Annotated in this window: 11 protein-coding genes; 1 reads left to right on the forward strand and 10 read right to left on the reverse strand. The window is 45.6% G+C overall.

Going from position 1 to position 18,264, the window contains the following annotated elements; translation table 11 throughout:
- Positions 1-185 precede the first annotated feature (185 nt).
- Positions 186-1,307, forward strand: a complete 1,122-nt coding sequence (gene mnmA, locus MHI32_RS23940) for a tRNA 2-thiouridine(34) synthase MnmA (protein ID WP_076129704.1) — start codon at positions 186-188, stop codon at positions 1,305-1,307.
- A 368-nt stretch (positions 1,308-1,675) separates the two neighbouring features.
- Here the strand turns inward: mnmA and MHI32_RS23945 are convergent, their stop codons facing one another.
- The 10 genes from MHI32_RS23945 to MHI32_RS23990 all read right to left on the reverse strand — a co-directional run bounded on the left by MHI32_RS23945 (position 1,676) and on the right by MHI32_RS23990 (position 18,259).
- Complete coding sequence (locus tag MHI32_RS23945) at positions 1,676-4,660, reverse strand: glycoside hydrolase family 48 protein (RefSeq protein ID WP_081387886.1); 2,985 nt, start codon at positions 4,658-4,660, stop codon at positions 1,676-1,678.
- Between the two features lie 32 nt (positions 4,661-4,692).
- Positions 4,693-7,425, reverse strand: a complete 2,733-nt coding sequence (locus tag MHI32_RS23950; protein ID WP_340011080.1) for a glycoside hydrolase family 9 protein — start codon at positions 7,423-7,425, stop codon at positions 4,693-4,695.
- A gap of 292 nt (positions 7,426-7,717) precedes the next feature.
- Positions 7,718-9,565 carry an oligopeptide ABC transporter substrate-binding protein gene (locus MHI32_RS23955; protein ID WP_076218485.1) on the reverse strand — a complete coding sequence of 616 codons (1,848 nt, stop codon included), beginning with the start codon at positions 9,563-9,565 and terminating at the stop codon, positions 7,718-7,720.
- Between the two features lie 19 nt (positions 9,566-9,584).
- Positions 9,585-10,490, reverse strand: coding sequence for an ABC transporter permease (locus MHI32_RS23960; protein WP_076129671.1), 906 nt, complete (start codon positions 10,488-10,490; stop codon positions 9,585-9,587).
- A 27-nt stretch (positions 10,491-10,517) separates the two neighbouring features.
- The gene (opp4B, locus tag MHI32_RS23965; RefSeq protein WP_036677612.1) at positions 10,518-11,480 is read right to left on the reverse strand and encodes an oligopeptide ABC transporter permease; all 963 of its coding nucleotides are present in this window, start codon (positions 11,478-11,480) and stop codon (positions 10,518-10,520) included.
- 4 nt (positions 11,481-11,484) lie between these two features.
- Positions 11,485-12,420 (reverse strand): ATP-binding cassette domain-containing protein, encoded by a 936-nt coding sequence (locus MHI32_RS23970; RefSeq protein ID WP_036677615.1) that lies wholly within the window; start codon positions 12,418-12,420, stop codon positions 11,485-11,487.
- Complete coding sequence (locus tag MHI32_RS23975) at positions 12,407-13,423, reverse strand: ABC transporter ATP-binding protein (RefSeq protein WP_076129669.1); 1,017 nt, start codon at positions 13,421-13,423, stop codon at positions 12,407-12,409. Before MHI32_RS23975 ends, MHI32_RS23970 begins: the two co-directional genes overlap by 14 nt.
- Before the next feature lie 379 nt (positions 13,424-13,802).
- Positions 13,803-15,107, reverse strand: a complete 1,305-nt coding sequence (locus MHI32_RS23980) for a replication-associated recombination protein A (RefSeq protein WP_076129668.1) — start codon at positions 15,105-15,107, stop codon at positions 13,803-13,805.
- A 295-nt stretch (positions 15,108-15,402) separates the two neighbouring features.
- Positions 15,403-15,684 carry a CD3324 family protein gene (locus tag MHI32_RS23985; protein WP_076129667.1) on the reverse strand — a complete coding sequence of 94 codons (282 nt, stop codon included), beginning with the start codon at positions 15,682-15,684 and terminating at the stop codon, positions 15,403-15,405.
- 391 nt (positions 15,685-16,075) lie between these two features.
- Positions 16,076-18,259: a UvrD-helicase domain-containing protein gene (locus tag MHI32_RS23990; RefSeq protein ID WP_339169399.1), complete on the reverse strand. Its 2,184-nt coding sequence runs from the start codon at positions 18,257-18,259 to the stop codon at positions 16,076-16,078.
- Positions 18,260-18,264 lie beyond the last annotated feature (5 nt).

Below are 18,264 nucleotides of genomic sequence, written 5' to 3' on the forward strand. Positions count from 1 at the left end.
CATATCCGAAGTCACAAATGAAATGGAAAACAAAACATTTTACGAGAATGTTCACCCCAGGTGGACATTTTGTTGTTTCCAGTCTCTTATTTCAGAGGTTTAGAGTAGACAGGTATGTTATAATACATTTTGAGCCGGGTGTTCCATGAATGACCGGTATTTTGGGTACAGAAATGGTGATTACGATGACAAAAGCAAAACAAGACACCCGTGTCGTCGTCGGCATGTCCGGAGGGGTCGATTCCTCCGTCACGGCGCTTCTGCTCAAGCAGCAGGGCTATGACGTCATCGGCATCTTCATGAAGAACTGGGACGATACCGACGAATTCGGAGTATGTACGGCCGAAAGCGATGCAGAGGATGTTCGCCGCGTATGCGAGCAGATTGATATTCCTTACTATACCGTTAATTTCGAGAAGGAATACTTTGATAAGGTATTTTCTTATTTTCTCGATGAATATAAGGCCGGCCGGACGCCAAATCCTGACGTCATGTGCAACCGCGAGATTAAGTTTGGAGAATTTTTGAACAAAGCTCTTCAGCTTGGTGCCGATTATGTCGCAACTGGACATTACGCACGTGTTATAGAAGAAGATGGTGTGTACAAGCTGCTCCGCGGCGTAGACAACAATAAGGATCAAACCTATTTCCTGAATGCACTGGGGCAACATCAACTCTCTAAAACAATGTTCCCTATTGGACATCTGCCGAAACCTGAAGTGCGGAGAATTGCTGAAGAAGCAGGACTTTACACTGCCAAGAAAAAAGATAGCACAGGCGTCTGCTTTATCGGCGAGCGCAACTTCCGCGAATTCCTCAGCCAATATCTCCCGGCACAAGCTGGCGATATGGTTGACATAGTAACTGGAGAGATCAAAGGCCGCCACGACGGACTTATGTATTACACGTTAGGCCAACGCCAAGGCCTTGGTATTGGTGGCTCTGGCAACGGCGAACCGTGGTTTGTAGCTGAAAAAGATCTTAGCCGCAACATTCTTTATGTAGTACAAGGAGACAAGCACCACAGCCTGTACTCCACTAGCCTGATTGCTTCCGGTGTTAACTGGATTGACGGTCAAGCGCTTGGGCAAGAGCCGCTGAAATGCACCGCCAAATTCCGGTATCGCCAGCCAGATCAAGGCGTAACCCTTACAGCGCGGGAAGATGGAACAATAAATGTAGCCTTTGATGTTCCACAAAAAGCGATCACCCCTGGTCAAGCCGTTGTCTTCTATCTCGGCGAGCAATGTCTCGGCGGCGGAACGATAGAATACGCGGAGAAGGTTGTTCCTTCAGCACAAGTGTGAATGTAAACCAAGCTTCTATAAAAGCTTGATCTACAAGTATTCGTAGTAACTCACAATATCTAACTAACATACCAAAAGCACGAAATAGTTGTATTTAATACAGCTATTTCGTGCTTTTTTATTTCTTTTTGGGTTTTAGTTGCACATTGTACAGTTAAACTGAGCTTATATCTCAATAAGTATCCATATACTGATAAATAGTTGTATGAAGTGCAATTAAATTACGTTGGCGCGGCTAGAGCCCATTTTAGTTGTAGGAAATACAATTAAAATGGACATGAAGCCACAATTAGTCGAAGTGCAGTCGCTAACCAGCCAATAACAAAAAAAGCCCCAGCCAAATGGCTAGGGCTTCCCTCATTTAGACTTTAAGGCTCAAGTCCCCATGCTAGAGCACCATTCAAGTACAACGGCACATGATTCCATTCCGTGTACGATGTTTTGGTAGGGTCATAAGAGTAGTCTCCAACCTCGTTGTAATTACTCCAGTCCGTTTTGTTGACCCGGATCTGGATATCACCCGTGTTGGCTCCCGGTGCAAGACTGCCTGCACCTGCGCCGAAGGAGATTTCTAAATAATAGTCCGCTCCAGTTTTGGCAGGGTCTACCTTCACGAATGTTCCCTGTATATTACTTCCACCGATGTTAGCATAGTCAACATTAAATTGTTGAGGTTTATCGCCATCAATCGTGTAATAATACCGCAGCTTTACATCGCTAAGCGCTACAGCCGTATCCCCATTGTTAACAATTTGCAGCTGCGGGCGGAACTGATTATCTCCCGGATTGGTATCACTTGTCCGATACTTCACCACCAAATCTCCTTGTGCCGGAATCGGTACATCCATAGGCTTGGCGTGTGCCTCAGGGGAATTCGGACTCTCCCCAACCACGTTGGAAGCACTAACTACATAGTAATAATCCGTACCGTTAACCACGGAAGCATCACTGTAAGTAGCTTGAGTGACAACAGCCACATCGCTATAAGGACCGCCAGTTGTTGCAGCTCTTTTCACAGTATAGCTTGTAGCTCCAGTTACGTTGTTCCAACTAAGATCTACAACTTGGTTACCAGCGACCGCACTTGGTTTAGAAGGTGCTTTTGGAGCTACTGGCTCAGTAGGCACGCTGCTGTTGATCAGTCGATCGTATTCTGCATAAGCAGTTGCCATATCTACTTGCGACCAGAAGCGATGGTAGGTAAATTCAGGGGCTCCATTGTCCCAAGTTTTAGTCACTTTATTAAAAGAAGTATTGTATTTGTCCAGCAGATATTGCCACTTGGAGTCATTTACGATATTTGGACGGATATCGGTATAGCTTGCATATACCCCATTTCCGCCTTTAGCAGGATCGGAAGGCACTGTTGATGTACCAGGGATCGTATTTCCTTGGCCGAATGTACCTGTCCAGCCGCTTGGGAAATAGACTTCTTTAGTGAAATAGCGAGAATAATCTGCACGGCTTTCGGTAGTTGCAATACCAATTCCATCGTTATAACCCCATGCCGTGTCTAACAAAGATTTAGCCAGTACCTGAGCTTCTCCTCCCAGAGTACTGTAGCTGCCATGTTCAGCTTTGGTGCCAGCCGCATAGAAGGTAAGTGCCTTAATATAGCTGCCCAGTACACCTGTATCTTGGCTTGGACTCTTAGTTACGGCTTTCAGGTTACTGTTTGCGGCAGAACCACTGAAGCCATTCCACGTATTAGGTTGTCCTGTCCATTCCACATTACCTGGAATCCAGAATTCTCCTGGTGCAGAGACTGTAGCCACTTGTGGATTGGCGCCTCCAAGAATTCGATTTCCTTGGCTGTTCAGATAGTAACCTTCTGCATCCGTAACTGGACGTTTGTTGGCAAAGGCATAATCTTTAGACCAATCTACCCAATTTTCTATAACTTGTTTTGCCATTTGGAAGTTTTCAGATGTAGTGTCTCCGTTAGAAGCAAGGATATAGTACAGCTCCGCTACCCGCTCCACACTCCATGCCTGCATTCCGAACCAGTTATTGGATGGAGGATCGTGGTAGACTGGAGCTTCGTCATAGGCCATGCCATAAAAAGTACTGGTTCCAGCTGGATAAGCCTTGTAGGCGCCTTGATAACTATTGGTCGCTCCACCGGCAATTGCCCCTTCAGAGGACTGCAGCCAAGTATAAAATTCCAATTGACGTTTCAGAGAGTTTTCCCAATCCTGCCCAGCTGTAGCTGATGACGGAATCAGACCACCATCCGAATCAGAAAGTGCGTAGGCAGCCACGACATTCTGATACCCTTGGTGGGCATGGCTCGCACCGATTCTCCAAGCCCAGTTTCCTGTTGCTCCAAGTCCACCGCCCCATGCGGTATACCAAGCCAGAAGATATTGATTGGAATCTTTGCCAGTCCCGGCATCAGGGGTGCCGTCAGTAGCAGCACTTCCTACTTTTTGGAAGTATTTATCATACATACCGTAACGCAGGAAATCGCCCATTTTCTTAGCTTTATTCAAATACACTGTATTGTTGTAGCCGAGCTCTTTAGCCCAGTACATTGCTTGTACTGCCCGTGCATCGGCATCTGTAGCATTCGTGTAACGCCATTGAGCGGAAGGCACGTTAGCTTCTTTTGTGAACAGACTCATGAAGCCTTCGTTTGCTTTTCCGAACGTTTTGTCATCTTGAGAAGGGTGAGGGACCGCCTCCCAAACGGACTCTTGTTCACCCCGTTGGAATGTATTTACATAAGCGGCTGTATGCGTAGGATTCAGCAAGTTGCCGAAGCCGTACCAGTTGTCCACGTCTACCAGCCAGTGCATCAAGTAGGTCTGGTTGTTGCCATACGTCGCCTTCAATTCAGCATCTAGCGGATCTTTACCTGCTGTATACTGGCCACCTAGCTGACTTGGATACTGATCCGGCTGAGCATGCTCCGCTGCATACGTAGCCGGGCTGTTCGGATTGTAATAACTCATGGTTGGCTGCTCTTCCTTGCCATCACCTTCGTTAATAGGGATGATATACTTCTCCATGTTGTCCCAAGCGGATTCCAGCTTAGTCCAGTCCCCTGTGTGATAACCATAGAGTACCTCAAGCCACATCCAATAACTGTAAGCTTCTGAGGTCGTCATATGTCCGTAATCAGGGGCTTCACTCATCAAGGTCTCTACCGCATGATAAGGTACTCCTTCGGCAGAGAAATAACCATTTGCGGGGTCTTTTAGCTGCGCATATAATTGCAGAAATCGCGTCTGCTCCGTAGTTGAAGCGTGAGCAGTCTGAGGTCTAAAATTAAATAGACCGGTCATGAGTGAGAGAAACAGGACTGCGGCCATTATTACAGAAACAGGCTTCTTTATTAAGCTCAATTTCATCATCTTAGGCAAGCTCCCTCTCTTGGATATATTTATGGTTCTAAGCCCCATACAAGTGTTTCACCTTGATAAAGTGTAACCTTATTCCAATCGGCAAATGTCTGCTGAACCGCGCTGTAGGAATAATCATCCGTTTCATTATAAGCCGTCCAGTCCGTCTTATTGGTGCGAGCCTGAATCTCGCCGCTATCTCCACCAGGCGCTATACTTCCAGCCCCTGCACCAAAAGAAATCTCCAGATAATAATCCGCGCCCGTACTGGCGGGATTCAGCTTAACAAAACTGCCGCTTAAATTACCACTGCCCACTACAGCATAATCACAATGAAACTGTTGTGGTTTATCCCCATCCACAGTGAAATAATAACGCAGCTTCAAGCCGCTAAGTGCCACAGACTCGGTTCCTGTATTCATAATTCGGAACTGAGGGCGCAGCTGTCCATCACTGGCATTCGTATCATTCGTACGATATTGCACCTTCAAATTTCCCGTTGTGGGCTGTGTCGGTTCTTGGGGTTTAGCACTAACCTGTATAGATGGCAAGCTCTCCCCTACACTATTCGTGGCAGTGATCACATAATAATAAGTGGTTCCGTTCACCCGTCCACTATCCATGTAATCCGTTCCCGTGACATTCTCAAGCACCGTATACGGGCCTCCACTCACTTCACTGCGTTTAACGGTATATTCACTGACCCCGCTAATCGCATTCCAAGTCAAATGGACAGTCCCATTACCTGCTACAGCCTGAACATTAGTCGGACGTGCAGGGACTTGAGGTTCTCCAGGTTGTCCGCCACCCGCTGGAAGTTCTCCATACATGTGCACACCTGCTTCAAACACCGGAATGTTCGCTGTTTTTACAGGAGTTACTCCTTGAGCTGCCACCCCTTGGAATGAAAAATCATTAGCATTATTCCAGAAGTTAGTGTTCAGCGGAGCTGCAATTCGGAATTGAATCTCCTTACGATGAGCAGATTGTCCACCCGGATAAATCAAAGTACCTGTAAAATCAACCTTAGTATAGTAGATATGGTTAGCTGCATCGTAAGGCTGAAGTGCAGACACCGTTCCACCCTGATTGTAGCCTCCCGCTGTAACCGTAATATCCTCAGGACCATAACCAGCCGCTATCGCTTCACTAAGATCCACATAATAGTTAAAAGACATCTCTTTACTGGCCCTTGCCGGCCAGCCCGTACGGTTATTCAGCAATGCTCGAATCTCTACAAAGTTGCTGCCACTAGCATTCACAGAGGCTTCGACAAACATCTCATCTTCACGTGTCTCTGCAGGTGGAAATTGTGCAAGGGGCTGTTGCCCTTGTCCATGCAGCAGCACCATTTTTGCAATAGCTCCTGTAAAAGCTGCATTGTAATCGGTTGCAACTTCATTCGAGACATAATCGTTAATGGAGTCGGTGTAACTGTCTGTTTTGGACGGGCCTCCAACTAGCGCTCCGTACAAGACATGGCGATGATTTACCGGAACGCTCTGACTATCATTCCATGATCCATGTGAGGTTCGATGATGGGGATGCTGAGGAGAATTGTTACCAAAACCGATAACATAACTGCTGTTTCGTGGATTGTCGCCAAGCATATACGTAATTTGTCTCTCCGCGAAAGAGCGCGCCGTATCTTTCTTCACCGGATCGCTCACCCAGTCTGAGTAAACGAAGGCCATAAAAGCCTGATTGGCTGCATAACGCAATGCGCCCCATTGATCCAGATGGGCTAGTCCGCCAGGTGTATAGGCAACACGGTCACTTGTTCCACCCACTCCAGTCGTCCAATACTGCATATTCCGTTCAGTGGATTGAATGAACTTGGTCTGCCCGGTGATTCGTGCCAACAGTAATTGAGCGCCATAATGCTTGTCGTCCCAAGACTGTGTCCACTGATACCCCCAGTTTCCAGCCTGATTCGTTCCCCATTGATCGCTTGCTGCAATAGCCTTATTGAGATACTGCTGATCGTTAGTCGCCAAATACAACCAGACAGCCCCCCAGCTCAATTCATCCGCGTAACCGCTCCAAGAATTATAATATTGTTTGACGTCGGTAATGCTGTCGGAATAGGAGCCGCGATAAGTGTCTGCAAAATTGTAAAGCTGTTTAGCATGCAGCAGCAGCTTGTCCGCGTATACGGCATCCGTATCCCTGAAAATAATGGATGCTGAAGCTAACGCTGCAGCTGTTTCTGCGGCAAGATCTGATCCGGGATGAGTGGCATCAATTTTGTAGGAAGGTCTCTGCATCTGCATGACTTCTGCGGGTCCCCACCAATTATGATCGGTTGTTCCGTTACCAACTTGTCCCCACAGCTCGTTAGGAGCGGTATGAGCTTTCACAAAATAATCGGTTGCCCAGCGAATATTGTCTAAAATTTCCTCCAGCTGCCCAGACCCCTCATATCCTTGCTTGTACTCATAAACTGACCATGCCAGCATCGTTGTAGAATAAGCCATAGGCAAACCGAATTTAACGTGATCACCGGCATCGTACCAACCACCAGTCAGATCATGTCCCACATCCGCCCCGTCCAAAAGACCGGAATCGCCCCGCCATTCCACCCGATTGTTATCTGGCAATTCACCAGACCGCTGGGTTTCGTAGAAATAAATAGATTTTTGTAGAACCTCCGCATAGTTGTAGTCTCCGGCCGCTGCCTCTGCTATCGCCGGTTGAAATGCAGCATTTGAACAAAATGTAAGCGTAAACAACAAACTGAACACCAGTCCTTGTTTCCTATACCTCTTGATCATTTCTACTGCCCCTCTCTTCAGTGAATGCCACAAGAAAGATTACACCTCAGTCCCGTAACACCTCCCTCACTTGAATCAGGTACCTGTCATTGCGATCATCCACTCACCTCACTCTAAGAGCTATATTTAAGCGAAAGTTTCGCTCTCACCCAAAATATACCATATCTTTCATTAAAACACTATATTTTTACAGTAAATAATGCACAAAATATAGGAATAATTGTTAATTTAACGGAAAATAAAAAACAGCAGCTCAGGATTTCTCCTTGAACTGCTGTTCATTAATCCCCTCTTACTGAGCCACCGCAGCTTTATCTGCAGAAACCGCAATGTCGTTATAATAGAGTCCGGTTCCATCACCAATTGCAAAGTTTAGAACACGGTTATTAACCGGCACAATCACAGCACGATAAAGTGTTGGGAATACTGGAATCTCATCAACCATAAATTGTTGCCACTCTTTATAGATTTCTTTACGTTTGTCTACATCAAATGCAGCCTCAGAGATCCCTTCGGCGAGCAAACGATCGTTCTCTGCACTGGAGTAACGTGGGAAGTTATAGATTGCATCTTTACCGTACAGGCCTGATGGGTCAACGTCAATCCCTACCCCCCAAGCACCTTGGTACACATCAACAGTAGGATCATCCTCACCATTTTGACCTATGCGATCATAGAAGGTATTAAACTCTACCATTTCCAAAGTTACATTCAGACCAATCGCTTTCCAGGATTGTACATAATATTGAGCCAGCGGCTCAGCAATGTCTCCACCAGTCATCGAAATGAAATTAATCTTCAGCTCGCTGCCATCTGGATTCGTTCTAAATTCACCGTTTAATTTGTAACCAGCGTCATCCAGGATCTTTTTAGCTGCTTCTGGATCAAAAGCTACGCCCGGATTGGTAGTATCATGGAATTCTGGATGGGACGGTGGAATCAAGGTAGTCGCATTCCAACGCAGACCATTATAGAACTTTTTACCAACAGTATCATTGTCAACCGCAGCCCACATTGCTTTACGAAGATTCACATCCGCCATTTTAGCTTTAGGATCGGTAACAACCTCTTTTTTCGTTGCATCCCATTTGCCAAGCTTAAATCCAATATACGTATACGCACGGTCAACAGCCCCGAGATACTCAACATTTGATAGCTTCGCATTATCAGGGAATTGATCAATAGGGAAGGAATCCACCAAGTCAACTCCACCAGATTTCAGTTCTTGTACAATCGTTGTTGGGTTGATAACCTTCAAAATTACTTTATCCAGTTTAGGGGCTCCACGCCAGTAATCTTCATTCTTAACAAATACTACAGACTCACCAGGAACGATACTCTCTACTTTAAAAGCTCCGAAGCCAATTGGCTTTTGGCGGACTTCAGGGGAAGAGGAGATTTTGGCAACATCCATGCCGCCAAAGATATGTTTGGCTAATGGATAAATCCATACGCTACCCGTTAACAAGGAAGGTGTAGATTGCTTATAAGTAATTTGCAGTTTCTTATCACCCAGCACTTTAATCCCGGATATGGTCTTGGCCTTACCGGAATGGTACTCATCCATGCCTTCAATATTAGTGAAGTCAGAACCGTAACGAGGACCATCATAAGCAGGATTACCAATAACTTCATGGGCGAACAACCAGTCTTCAGCCGTTACTGGCTTACCATCCTGCCAGTTTACATTGTCGCGAATCGTAAAGGTAAAGGTACGTCCATCTTCTGCAACTTCATAAGTAGCCGCACCATCATTAGTATAAACATAGTCTTTATCCCAAGTTAACAAACCTTCATCAAACCAGTTCAGAACTTGAGCATCTGGATCTCCAGAATAGAAGTTCCAGTTCAAAGTGCCTTCAAATGGACTATCGGAAACAAGTCCAAATGTAATTGTCCCTCCGTCAATAGCTTCACCTTGGTTAGTCTTAACGTTACTGAAATCTTTAATGTTATAAAGTCCGTCTTCTGCCTCAGGCGCGGCCGTTGCTTCTGCGGTTGCCGCAGGTGCGCTGGCGTTAGGAGCTGCTGTTGATTCAGCCGCTTCGTTGTTGTTCTTGGAGCCGCAAGCCGCAAGAGCGAACAACATTACAAACATTAATGAAACTAGTAAAGCTTTTGAACGAATGGCTTTTCTCATTTAATCATTTCCTCCCTTATTATCCTTTTCTTTGTCTTGCGTCGGTCGCACGTTTTAGCGCTTGACCTACATTATTTATACTCAACATCAATACCAGGATCAGCAATGATGCGGGTAACCAGATCCACCATCTGAACTCAAGAGTCTGCGGATTTCTCGCATAGCTTACTAGAGTACCCAGACTGGGTGTACTTTCTGGAAAACCAAAACCTAGAAAGGATAGGCCTGATTCCAATCCAATATTAGCTGCCAGATTCAAGGTCATTGTTACGATAATGATTGAGCTTAAGTTCGGCAGAACTTGCGTAAACATAATTTTTAGATTGGAGGAGCCTAGGGTCTTAGATGCCTGAACATAATCCAATTCCTTCTCTTGTAATGTCTTGGAACGAATTAGCCTGGCAATCCCCATCCAAAGAAATGCTGTCATGATAAAGGAGAAGGTCAACGTATTGTATTTAGGAACTGCGCTGACAAAAGCTATAACAATCATTAGAAAAGGTAGAATCATGAAGAAATCCACAATACGCATCGCGACATTATCTACCGTTCCCCCAAAGTAACCTGAGACTAAACCTACCAGAATACCGATAATTCCCGTAAAAAATGTAACCATAAAGGCAATAGACATGGAATTTCGTGTTCCTATAATTAATTGACCGAATACATCCCGTCCTCCATAATCAGTCCCCAGCCAATGCACAGCCGAAGGCTTCTCATATAGGGCGAACAAGTCAACCGTGACAATTTCTTTCTGATCTAAAAATAAGGAGATCCCATATACAGCAGCAATAATCGTAAATAGGAAAATCAACGAGACCAGTGCCAGCTTATCCCGCACCATCTCCCGCCAAACAATTTTGAAGCCCGATGGACTTTTATCAGTTTCCTGCAGCAGAGCTATCTCTGCGCTCGTCTTTGCCATTTCATTCACCCCAAAGTGTTCATCTTCTTATTTAATCCGGATACGAGGATCTACGATACTTAAAATAATGTCTGATAACAACGCACCGACGATGGAAGCAACCCCATACAGAAGAACGAGGGCTGTTACCACGCTGAAATCCCGAATCGTTATCGAACTTAGAAACAGCAAACCCATTCCTGGATAGCTGAAGATCGTTTCAACGAACACCGTACCACCGATTAACCCAGTGATCTCATATCCAAAAAATGCAGCGATCGGCAGCAAGGAGTTTCTCAAAATATGACGATTGTATACGCGTGACTCCGAAGCCCCTTTAGCTCTAGCAGTGAGAATGAAATCTTTTTGCTTCGTATCAATGATCTCATTTCTCAGATATTGGACGGTCCCAACCGTTGCAATTAGCGCCATAGATAACGCAGGCAGAAGCAGATGGTAGAATTTACTCCAGAAGTGACTTAGTGTACCTGGAACTTCCCCGGGACTGACACTGCCGCTGGTAGGAAACCAATGAAAATGAAATCCGAAAACCCATACCATTAAAAGTGCAAAAATAAACAACGGTGCAGCAAATCCAATATAGGTATAGCCAGTTATCAAGCGATCCAGCCACGAATCGTTATAACGTCCGCTGGTAATACCAAGCGGGATAGCAATAAGGTATGTAAGAATCAGCGTAACAATGGCCAGCCAAAGTGTGTTCATCAGGCGTTGTCCGATTAGTTCTGAGACCGGCATTTTGAAACGGAAGGACTGGCCGAAATCCCCTTGTATCGCTTTAGTGATCCAATCCCAGTACTGGATGTACCATGGATCATTTAGACCGAGCTTTTCTCTCATCGCATCAATGGCCGCCGGATCAATATTCGGATCGAGCATTCCTGAGAGTGCGTCACCAGGCATCGCCTTCGCCATAAGAAAAACAAGAATACTTAATAGAACTACTTGAGGGATCATTATAAGAATTCTACGAACGATAATCTTCCACATATTCTCAACCTTTCTCAGGCAAGGCTACCAGATGAGTCTCGGAAATTGATTTTAATGGATAAGCCATGCCTTCTTCATCAAAATAATTCCGGTGCGCTTGTTCATATTCCTTGCTTACTGATTTTCTGAATTCCGTCTGCTTTTCTCTCTGTTTCGGATCAATATCAGGAATGGCGGCAATGAGTCGTTTGGTATAAATATGCTGAGGATTGTCAAAAATATCTTTAGCAGTCCCTTGCTCCACATGTCGTCCTTTATACATAATCCCTATGTGATCGCACATATGCCTGATGATCCCGAGATCATGACTGATAAATAGAAAAGTAAGATTCAGCTCTTTTTGAATGTCCTGCATGAAGTTAAGCACCTGTGCCTGTACTGAGACATCTAGCGCAGATACCGGCTCGTCAGCAATAATAAGTTTTGGCTTGAGTGCAATTGCTCTGGCAATTCCGATCCGCTGCCGCTGGCCGCCAGAAAATTCATGCGGATATTTCAGGATGTTCTCAGGACTTAAGCCTACTTGTAAAAGCAATTCCTGCACCCGGCGTTTTTCTTCCCCTGGAGACATTTTTTCGAAATTACGCAACGGTTCTGCAATAATATCGAGTACACGCTTCTTAGGATTTAAGGAAGAGTACGGATCCTGAAAGATCATCTGAATGTCTTTGCGGACATTTCTTTGCTTTCGTACACCCCTCAAGGCCAAATCTTGCCCTTCAAAAATCACGCTGCCGCTAGTAATAGAATTAAGACCTATAATCGCGCGACCCGTTGTCGTCTTTCCGGAACCAGATTCACCAACCAGACCATAGGTTTGCCCAGCTTCAATGGTAAAATTAACATTATCGACAGCCTTAACTACGCCAACTTCCCTTCGAAAAACACCGCCGTGGATCGGAAAATGTACTGCTAAATTTTTAACCTCAAGAAGTCCCATTGTGGATTGCCTCCTCGTTAGTATCAGGGAAATGGAAATTGTTATAACAGGTGCAGCGAACGAAATGTCCGGGTGCGACTTCATGCAGCTGTGGGTTCTCCTCATGCTCCGATTCAGGAATCCAAGGCGTCCGTGCCGAGAAACGGCAGCCCTTACGCGGAAGGTTTTGCAGTGGTGGAACAATCCCCTGAATCACATGCAACCTGGATTTTTCTTCTTTTGCCGTTGGAATGGAGTTTAATAAGGATCTCGTATATGGATGTTTCGGATTAGACGTCAACGTAAAAATATCTGCGATTTCGACGATTTGTCCGGCATACATCACCGCAACACGGTCAGCCATTTCGCTTACAACCCCTAAGTCATGAGTGATTAAGATAATGCCTGCTTCCATATCGTTTTTTAATTTTTTAATAAGTTCAAGGATTTGTAATTGGATAGTCACATCTAGTGCTGTGGTAGGCTCGTCGGCGATCAAAAGCTTGGGTCCATTGGCTATCGCAATGGCGATAACCACCCGCTGCCTCATGCCACCGGATAATTCGTGGGGGTATTGCTGATATGTATGCTCGGGACGGGAAATTCCAACCTTGGTCAAAAGATCAATGACCTTCTCTTTTCGCTGTTTCTTAGAAAGCTTGGAATCATGTAGGATAAGTACTTCTTCAATCTGTGAACCGATGATCATTAGCGGGTTTAAAGCGGATAAAGGATCTTGAAAAATCATAGACATTTCTTGCCCGCGCAGCTTGTTTAGTGCAGCAGGAGACATAGTAACGATGTCCTGGCCCTTGTATTTGATTTGTCCGTCAATTCTGGCTCTGGTATGCAGCCCCATAATGGAAAAGGCGAGCGCACTTTTTCCTGAACCAGATTCTCCAACGATAGCCAGAATTTCATTTTTGCGAACAGACAGGGTAACATCATCAACCGCAGCATAATAGTCGTCTGCAATTCTGAACGATGTCGACAAATTTTTGATTTCTAGTAGTTCTTCGCCCATATTCATCACCCTAACGACAAGGATTTCAAAATTAACACAATGAAAATATTATGTAAATTTTGATATAAATAGTGTTGATTTTCATGAAACATTTTGAAATAACCAATGTGATGATAATTAACACTGTTAAGAATACTACCAGTAGTTCAATCGGAAATAAAAATGAACATCTCGTAACTTTGTAGTTCATTTTAATTAACTTATGGTAAATTATCAATCTTTTCCTATAAAAAATTTTCAATCGATGTGATTAAAAGTAACGTAGGCAACAAAAAAACGGCTCTAGGCCGCCTTTTTTTGGGAATTATTTAGTTCGACTGAAAGTTAAAATCTTTGGCTTTCCAGCATGAAATTGGAAGGTATTACAGTCGCTAGCTGCTTACTGCTCCCGTCGAAGCTTTTGATTATGACGAATCTTAATCTCATTTCCTTGCTCAGTAGCTTGATAAAAAACACGCTGAGAAATCTCCTTAGGTAAATACTCTTGCTTCACATAATGCCCCGGAAAATTGTGCGGATATTGATATCCTTCATGCCCTAACGCAGTTGCACCTTTATAGTGCGTATCACGCAGATGCAGCGGTACCTCCGCTGATTTGATCTCATCCATACTTGCCATTGCATTGGAAATAGCCATAACCACAGCATTAGACTTCGGACTTTCCACTGCAAAAAGAATAGCTTGGGCAATGTTCAGCTTCGCCTCTGGCCAACCATTGTTTCGATACGCATCCAGCGCACTCACCGCTTGAACCATAGCTTGGGGATTAGCCAAGCCGATATCCTCACTGCTGGCTGCAATCAGGCGCCGAATAAAAGTCATAGGGTCCATTCCAAGCTTTTCTACCGCATACAGAAACCAAAACAACGCGGCGTCGCTGGAACCGCGAATACTTTTATGAAAAGCGGATAGCACATCATACTGCGTAGATTCATCAGCCTTCACAATGGGGCGCCGAATGGATTCTTCCGCCACCTCCAGCGTGATATGAACACTTCCATCAACTTGCGGCGCGGTAGTCAGGGCTGCAAGCTCCAGCGCATTTAGTGCCCGCCGGATGTCTCCATTAGCCATTGTTGCAATATGCAACAAAGCCTCCTCATCAACCTGAAGCTCCATAAATCCAAGACCTTTCTCTTTGTCCGCCAAGGCTCTGCGCATCGCGATCAAGCTGTGTTCACTCGTTAATGCCTCCAGCTGAAATAAGGTGGATCGGCTCATAAGCGCCCCATTAACATAATGGAACGGGTTCTCTGTAGTCGCTCCAATGAAGGTAATAGTCCCTTTTTCTACTGCTGGCAAAAGCGCATCCTGGCGTGAGCTATTAAATCGATGCACCTCGTCCAGGAACAGGATCGTCTTAGTGCCGTACAATGTTTGATTGTTCTGAGCTCGCTCAATAACCTCCCGTACATCCTTCACGGTAGCTTCCACCGCATTCAGACGTACGAACTCTCCTTGCGTGTGATGAGAAATAATATGCGCGAGTGTCGTCTTGCCGCATCCCGGGGGGCCATAGAGCAAAATCGAAGAGACTTGATCCGCCTCAATCGCTCTTCGCAGCAGCTTCCCCCGACCTATGATATGCTCTTGACCAATATATTCATCAAGATTCTCCGGTCTCATCCGGTCCGCAAGCAGCCGTCCGCCCCCGGTGTCCTCTCCGAAAGAAAATAAATCCATAACTCCACTTCCTTGCTATATTCTTGTAAAAGCTCAATGTAAATCCCTCTCTATCATACCATATCACAGGGAAGGATTAGGATGTCCTGCCGGTTCAAGGTAACAGTATCAGCATAGACTTATTTTACGCCAAAATAAAAAGAGCATGATCTCGTCTTAGAAAGGCGGGAGCCATGCTCTTTTTTCAAAATATAAGAAAGTATAGGTTTCACACTACACTTTATCCTTATGATTTCTCGCATAACGCTTACCGTCCTTATAAGGACACCAGAGGCGTTTATGCTTGAATTGCAAGCTAGCAATTTACTGCCAGCCGCATTTTTGATATGATTTTACGAATGCTTTCTTCCGATAGATGGTACTTCTTCTGAAGTTCCGCTACGGAATCACCGCTTCGATGACAACTGAAAATTTCCTTGTTCCGGTTCGCTATTTCTTTCCTCGAACCGCTGTTCTCGCCCCATCGAACCCGCTCTTCCGTCTTCTTAGGGATGTAGAGCAGTTCACCTTGGATGTATCCCTGAAGCTCTTCGAGCAAGCCAGGGGGGAGCACATCCTTCCCATTTACATAACTCAACTTGCATTTCCTCCTTCAACAGGTGTGTCCCTATGCGTCGGTCAACTAAGTTTTTAGTTATAATCACGTCACCTGCCTCCTTTCTTCTCCTCATATTTGGAAAAATCCGTAATTTCATTATATAAAAACCTTTTGGTAGCGTCTACATTCGATTTCATAAATTTCGTTCTTATGGATAAGTGTGGTACTTCTTATGTTAGTAATAAGGAGGCCGTAAGGCCTCCTCGCTTTAAGCAGGTTTCCGTCTTAAACGGAAACCACCTCGTATACTGAAATCATTTCAATCAGCCTCCTTCCAGAAGTGTTCTTGCCCGGCCGGACACTTATTATTAAGCCATACCTATGGGGGAGTTACAAGACCAAGAACAGTTATAACCATTCTCCACCAGTCTTATTCTCCCTCAGAATCGCTTCCAGCCGCCGTTTGCACATAGGAAGGAACTTCCCCATTATGGAGCAGCCACAGCTCATGGAGAGCACGTGTACAGCCGACATACATCAGCTTCGCGTCCCAAGCCGTCGCTCCATAATGGTCTTGATCGGCATCTGCTAAGATCACCGCATCGAACTCCAAACCTTTTGATAAATAGACAGGCAGCACCGATAACCCGCCCTGATATTGCGTCATACTGCCATCAATCAGATGAATATCTTCAAAATGCTGTGCCAGCTCCGCATATAGTTCTGCAGCCTCATGAAGATTTCTTGTTAGGACAGCCACCGTACGGTATTCCCTTCCTGACAGAGACTTCAGTGCAGAGGTTATTGTCCGCAAGCGAGCCTGCTCATCAGCCACCAGTTCCCCGGCATCCTCGCCATAGGCGATCATACGCACGGGATCTCCACTACGAAACACAGGAACAGCCAGCAATGAGCTCTCCACACCTGAAGATAGAATTCCATTAGCGAAGTCTATAATTTCCATAGTAGAACGATAGCTGCGTGTCAGCGCGTGATAAGCCGTGTTCTCAGGTGCAAACAACGTCTGCATCTCTTCCCACGCGTGTACGCCTTTATAGGCATGTATGCCCTGCGAGAGATCACCCAGGATCGTAAAGGAATGGCCTCGCACATATAAATCCAGAACGGCAATTTGGAAAGGTGAAAAATCCTGAGCCTCATCGATTACTACATGGTCAAAGCGAGTAACGCCCTCATCACCATTCAAAAGATAATGGATATACAGCAGCGGAGGTAAATCCTCTTCACGTATGATGCCTTTTTTCAGCTCTTTTGCCGTTTCCTTCAGTACAGCTGCCGGAATTTCCTCAGGCGGTTCAACCGGCCAATCCTCAGGAAGTTTAGCTGCTCGGAAAATTTGCTTATAGATCGTTAATGGATCATATTTAGGCCATTTGGCACTATAAGCCTTCTCTCGCTGCGCGCCTTTTTTCTTGCGATCCTTCATAGCAGCAGCTGACGGACTCTTCTTCAGTTCCATCTCAATCCAACGATGAATCCGCGCCATTACCCGTTCCTTGCGCTTGGCTGGAGGATAGGGAGCATACTCCTCATTATGCCAGCGCAAAATCATAGAACGGCGTAGCACCGCACCCTCCCACGGGCTAAAATCACCCTCAGGTACAGAGCTGCTTTCCAATAGCTTGATGCTGGACTCTATGATTCCCATCAGCACCGTGGAACCCTTGAAGCGCCCCGGCGTCTCTTCTGTAATTACCGGCATGCCGCCAGGGGTTTCGAACCAGCGGTTCATCGTCTCTGTCGCATCCTGTTCCGGCAATTCCAGTCCTAGTACATTAGCCGCCCAATCCGGAAATGTACTTTGAGCAATATTACCTACCCCGAGCTCAGGCAATACGTCCGAGATGTAATCCAAAAACATCCGGTTTGGTGCAAAAATGATCATTTTTTCCGCAGAAACCTGATCCTTGTATTGATACAGCAGAAAAGCAAGCCTGTGCAGTGCAACGGTTGTTTTACCGCTTCCTGCCACGCCCTGAATGATTAGCGCTGTATTTTTGGCAGCACGGATAATCTTGTCCTGCTCCTCTTGAATGGTCGATACGATATCCCGTAGACGATTATCCTTGTTCTCCCCAAGTCGATAGACGAGAAACTCATCTGATACAATCGGTGCATCGCTTTCCCGATTGTACGTATCCGCGACCCGCTCCAGAATTTGCTTCCGAATCACCACGTTGCGTTTGAGGTATACCAGCCCCTCTATTAGTCCCTCAGGAGCTTCATAGGAGGCTGGCTCCGTACCGCCGGTAAACGAATAGAACAGGCTTGCTACCGGTGCGCGCCAGTCGATGACTAGCGGACGGTCGCTTACCTGCTCGCGGTCTACGCCGATTTTGCCTATATAGAGTGCCTTCCGTTCATTCTCATCATTGCCTTGAAAATCAAGCCGTCCGAAATAAGGCTCCTGCCTAAGCTTAGCAAGATCTTTGCGCTTCTGATCACGGTTCGCTTCCAGCACCTGTTCCGTATAGTCATGTCCCGTGTACACTGGTGTCTGCTGGAGCTTCTCCAGCAAAGTGTCAATTTCAGTAAGCGCTTGATTCAGCCTGTCTTCTTCCTCTTGATAGGCACTTTGAAAGTTGTCTTCCAATTTCA

Origin of the sequence: Paenibacillus sp. FSL H7-0690, from assembly GCF_037980415.1 — a bacterium.
GTDB classification, from domain to species: domain Bacteria; phylum Bacillota; class Bacilli; order Paenibacillales; family Paenibacillaceae; genus Paenibacillus_AQ; species Paenibacillus_AQ odorifer.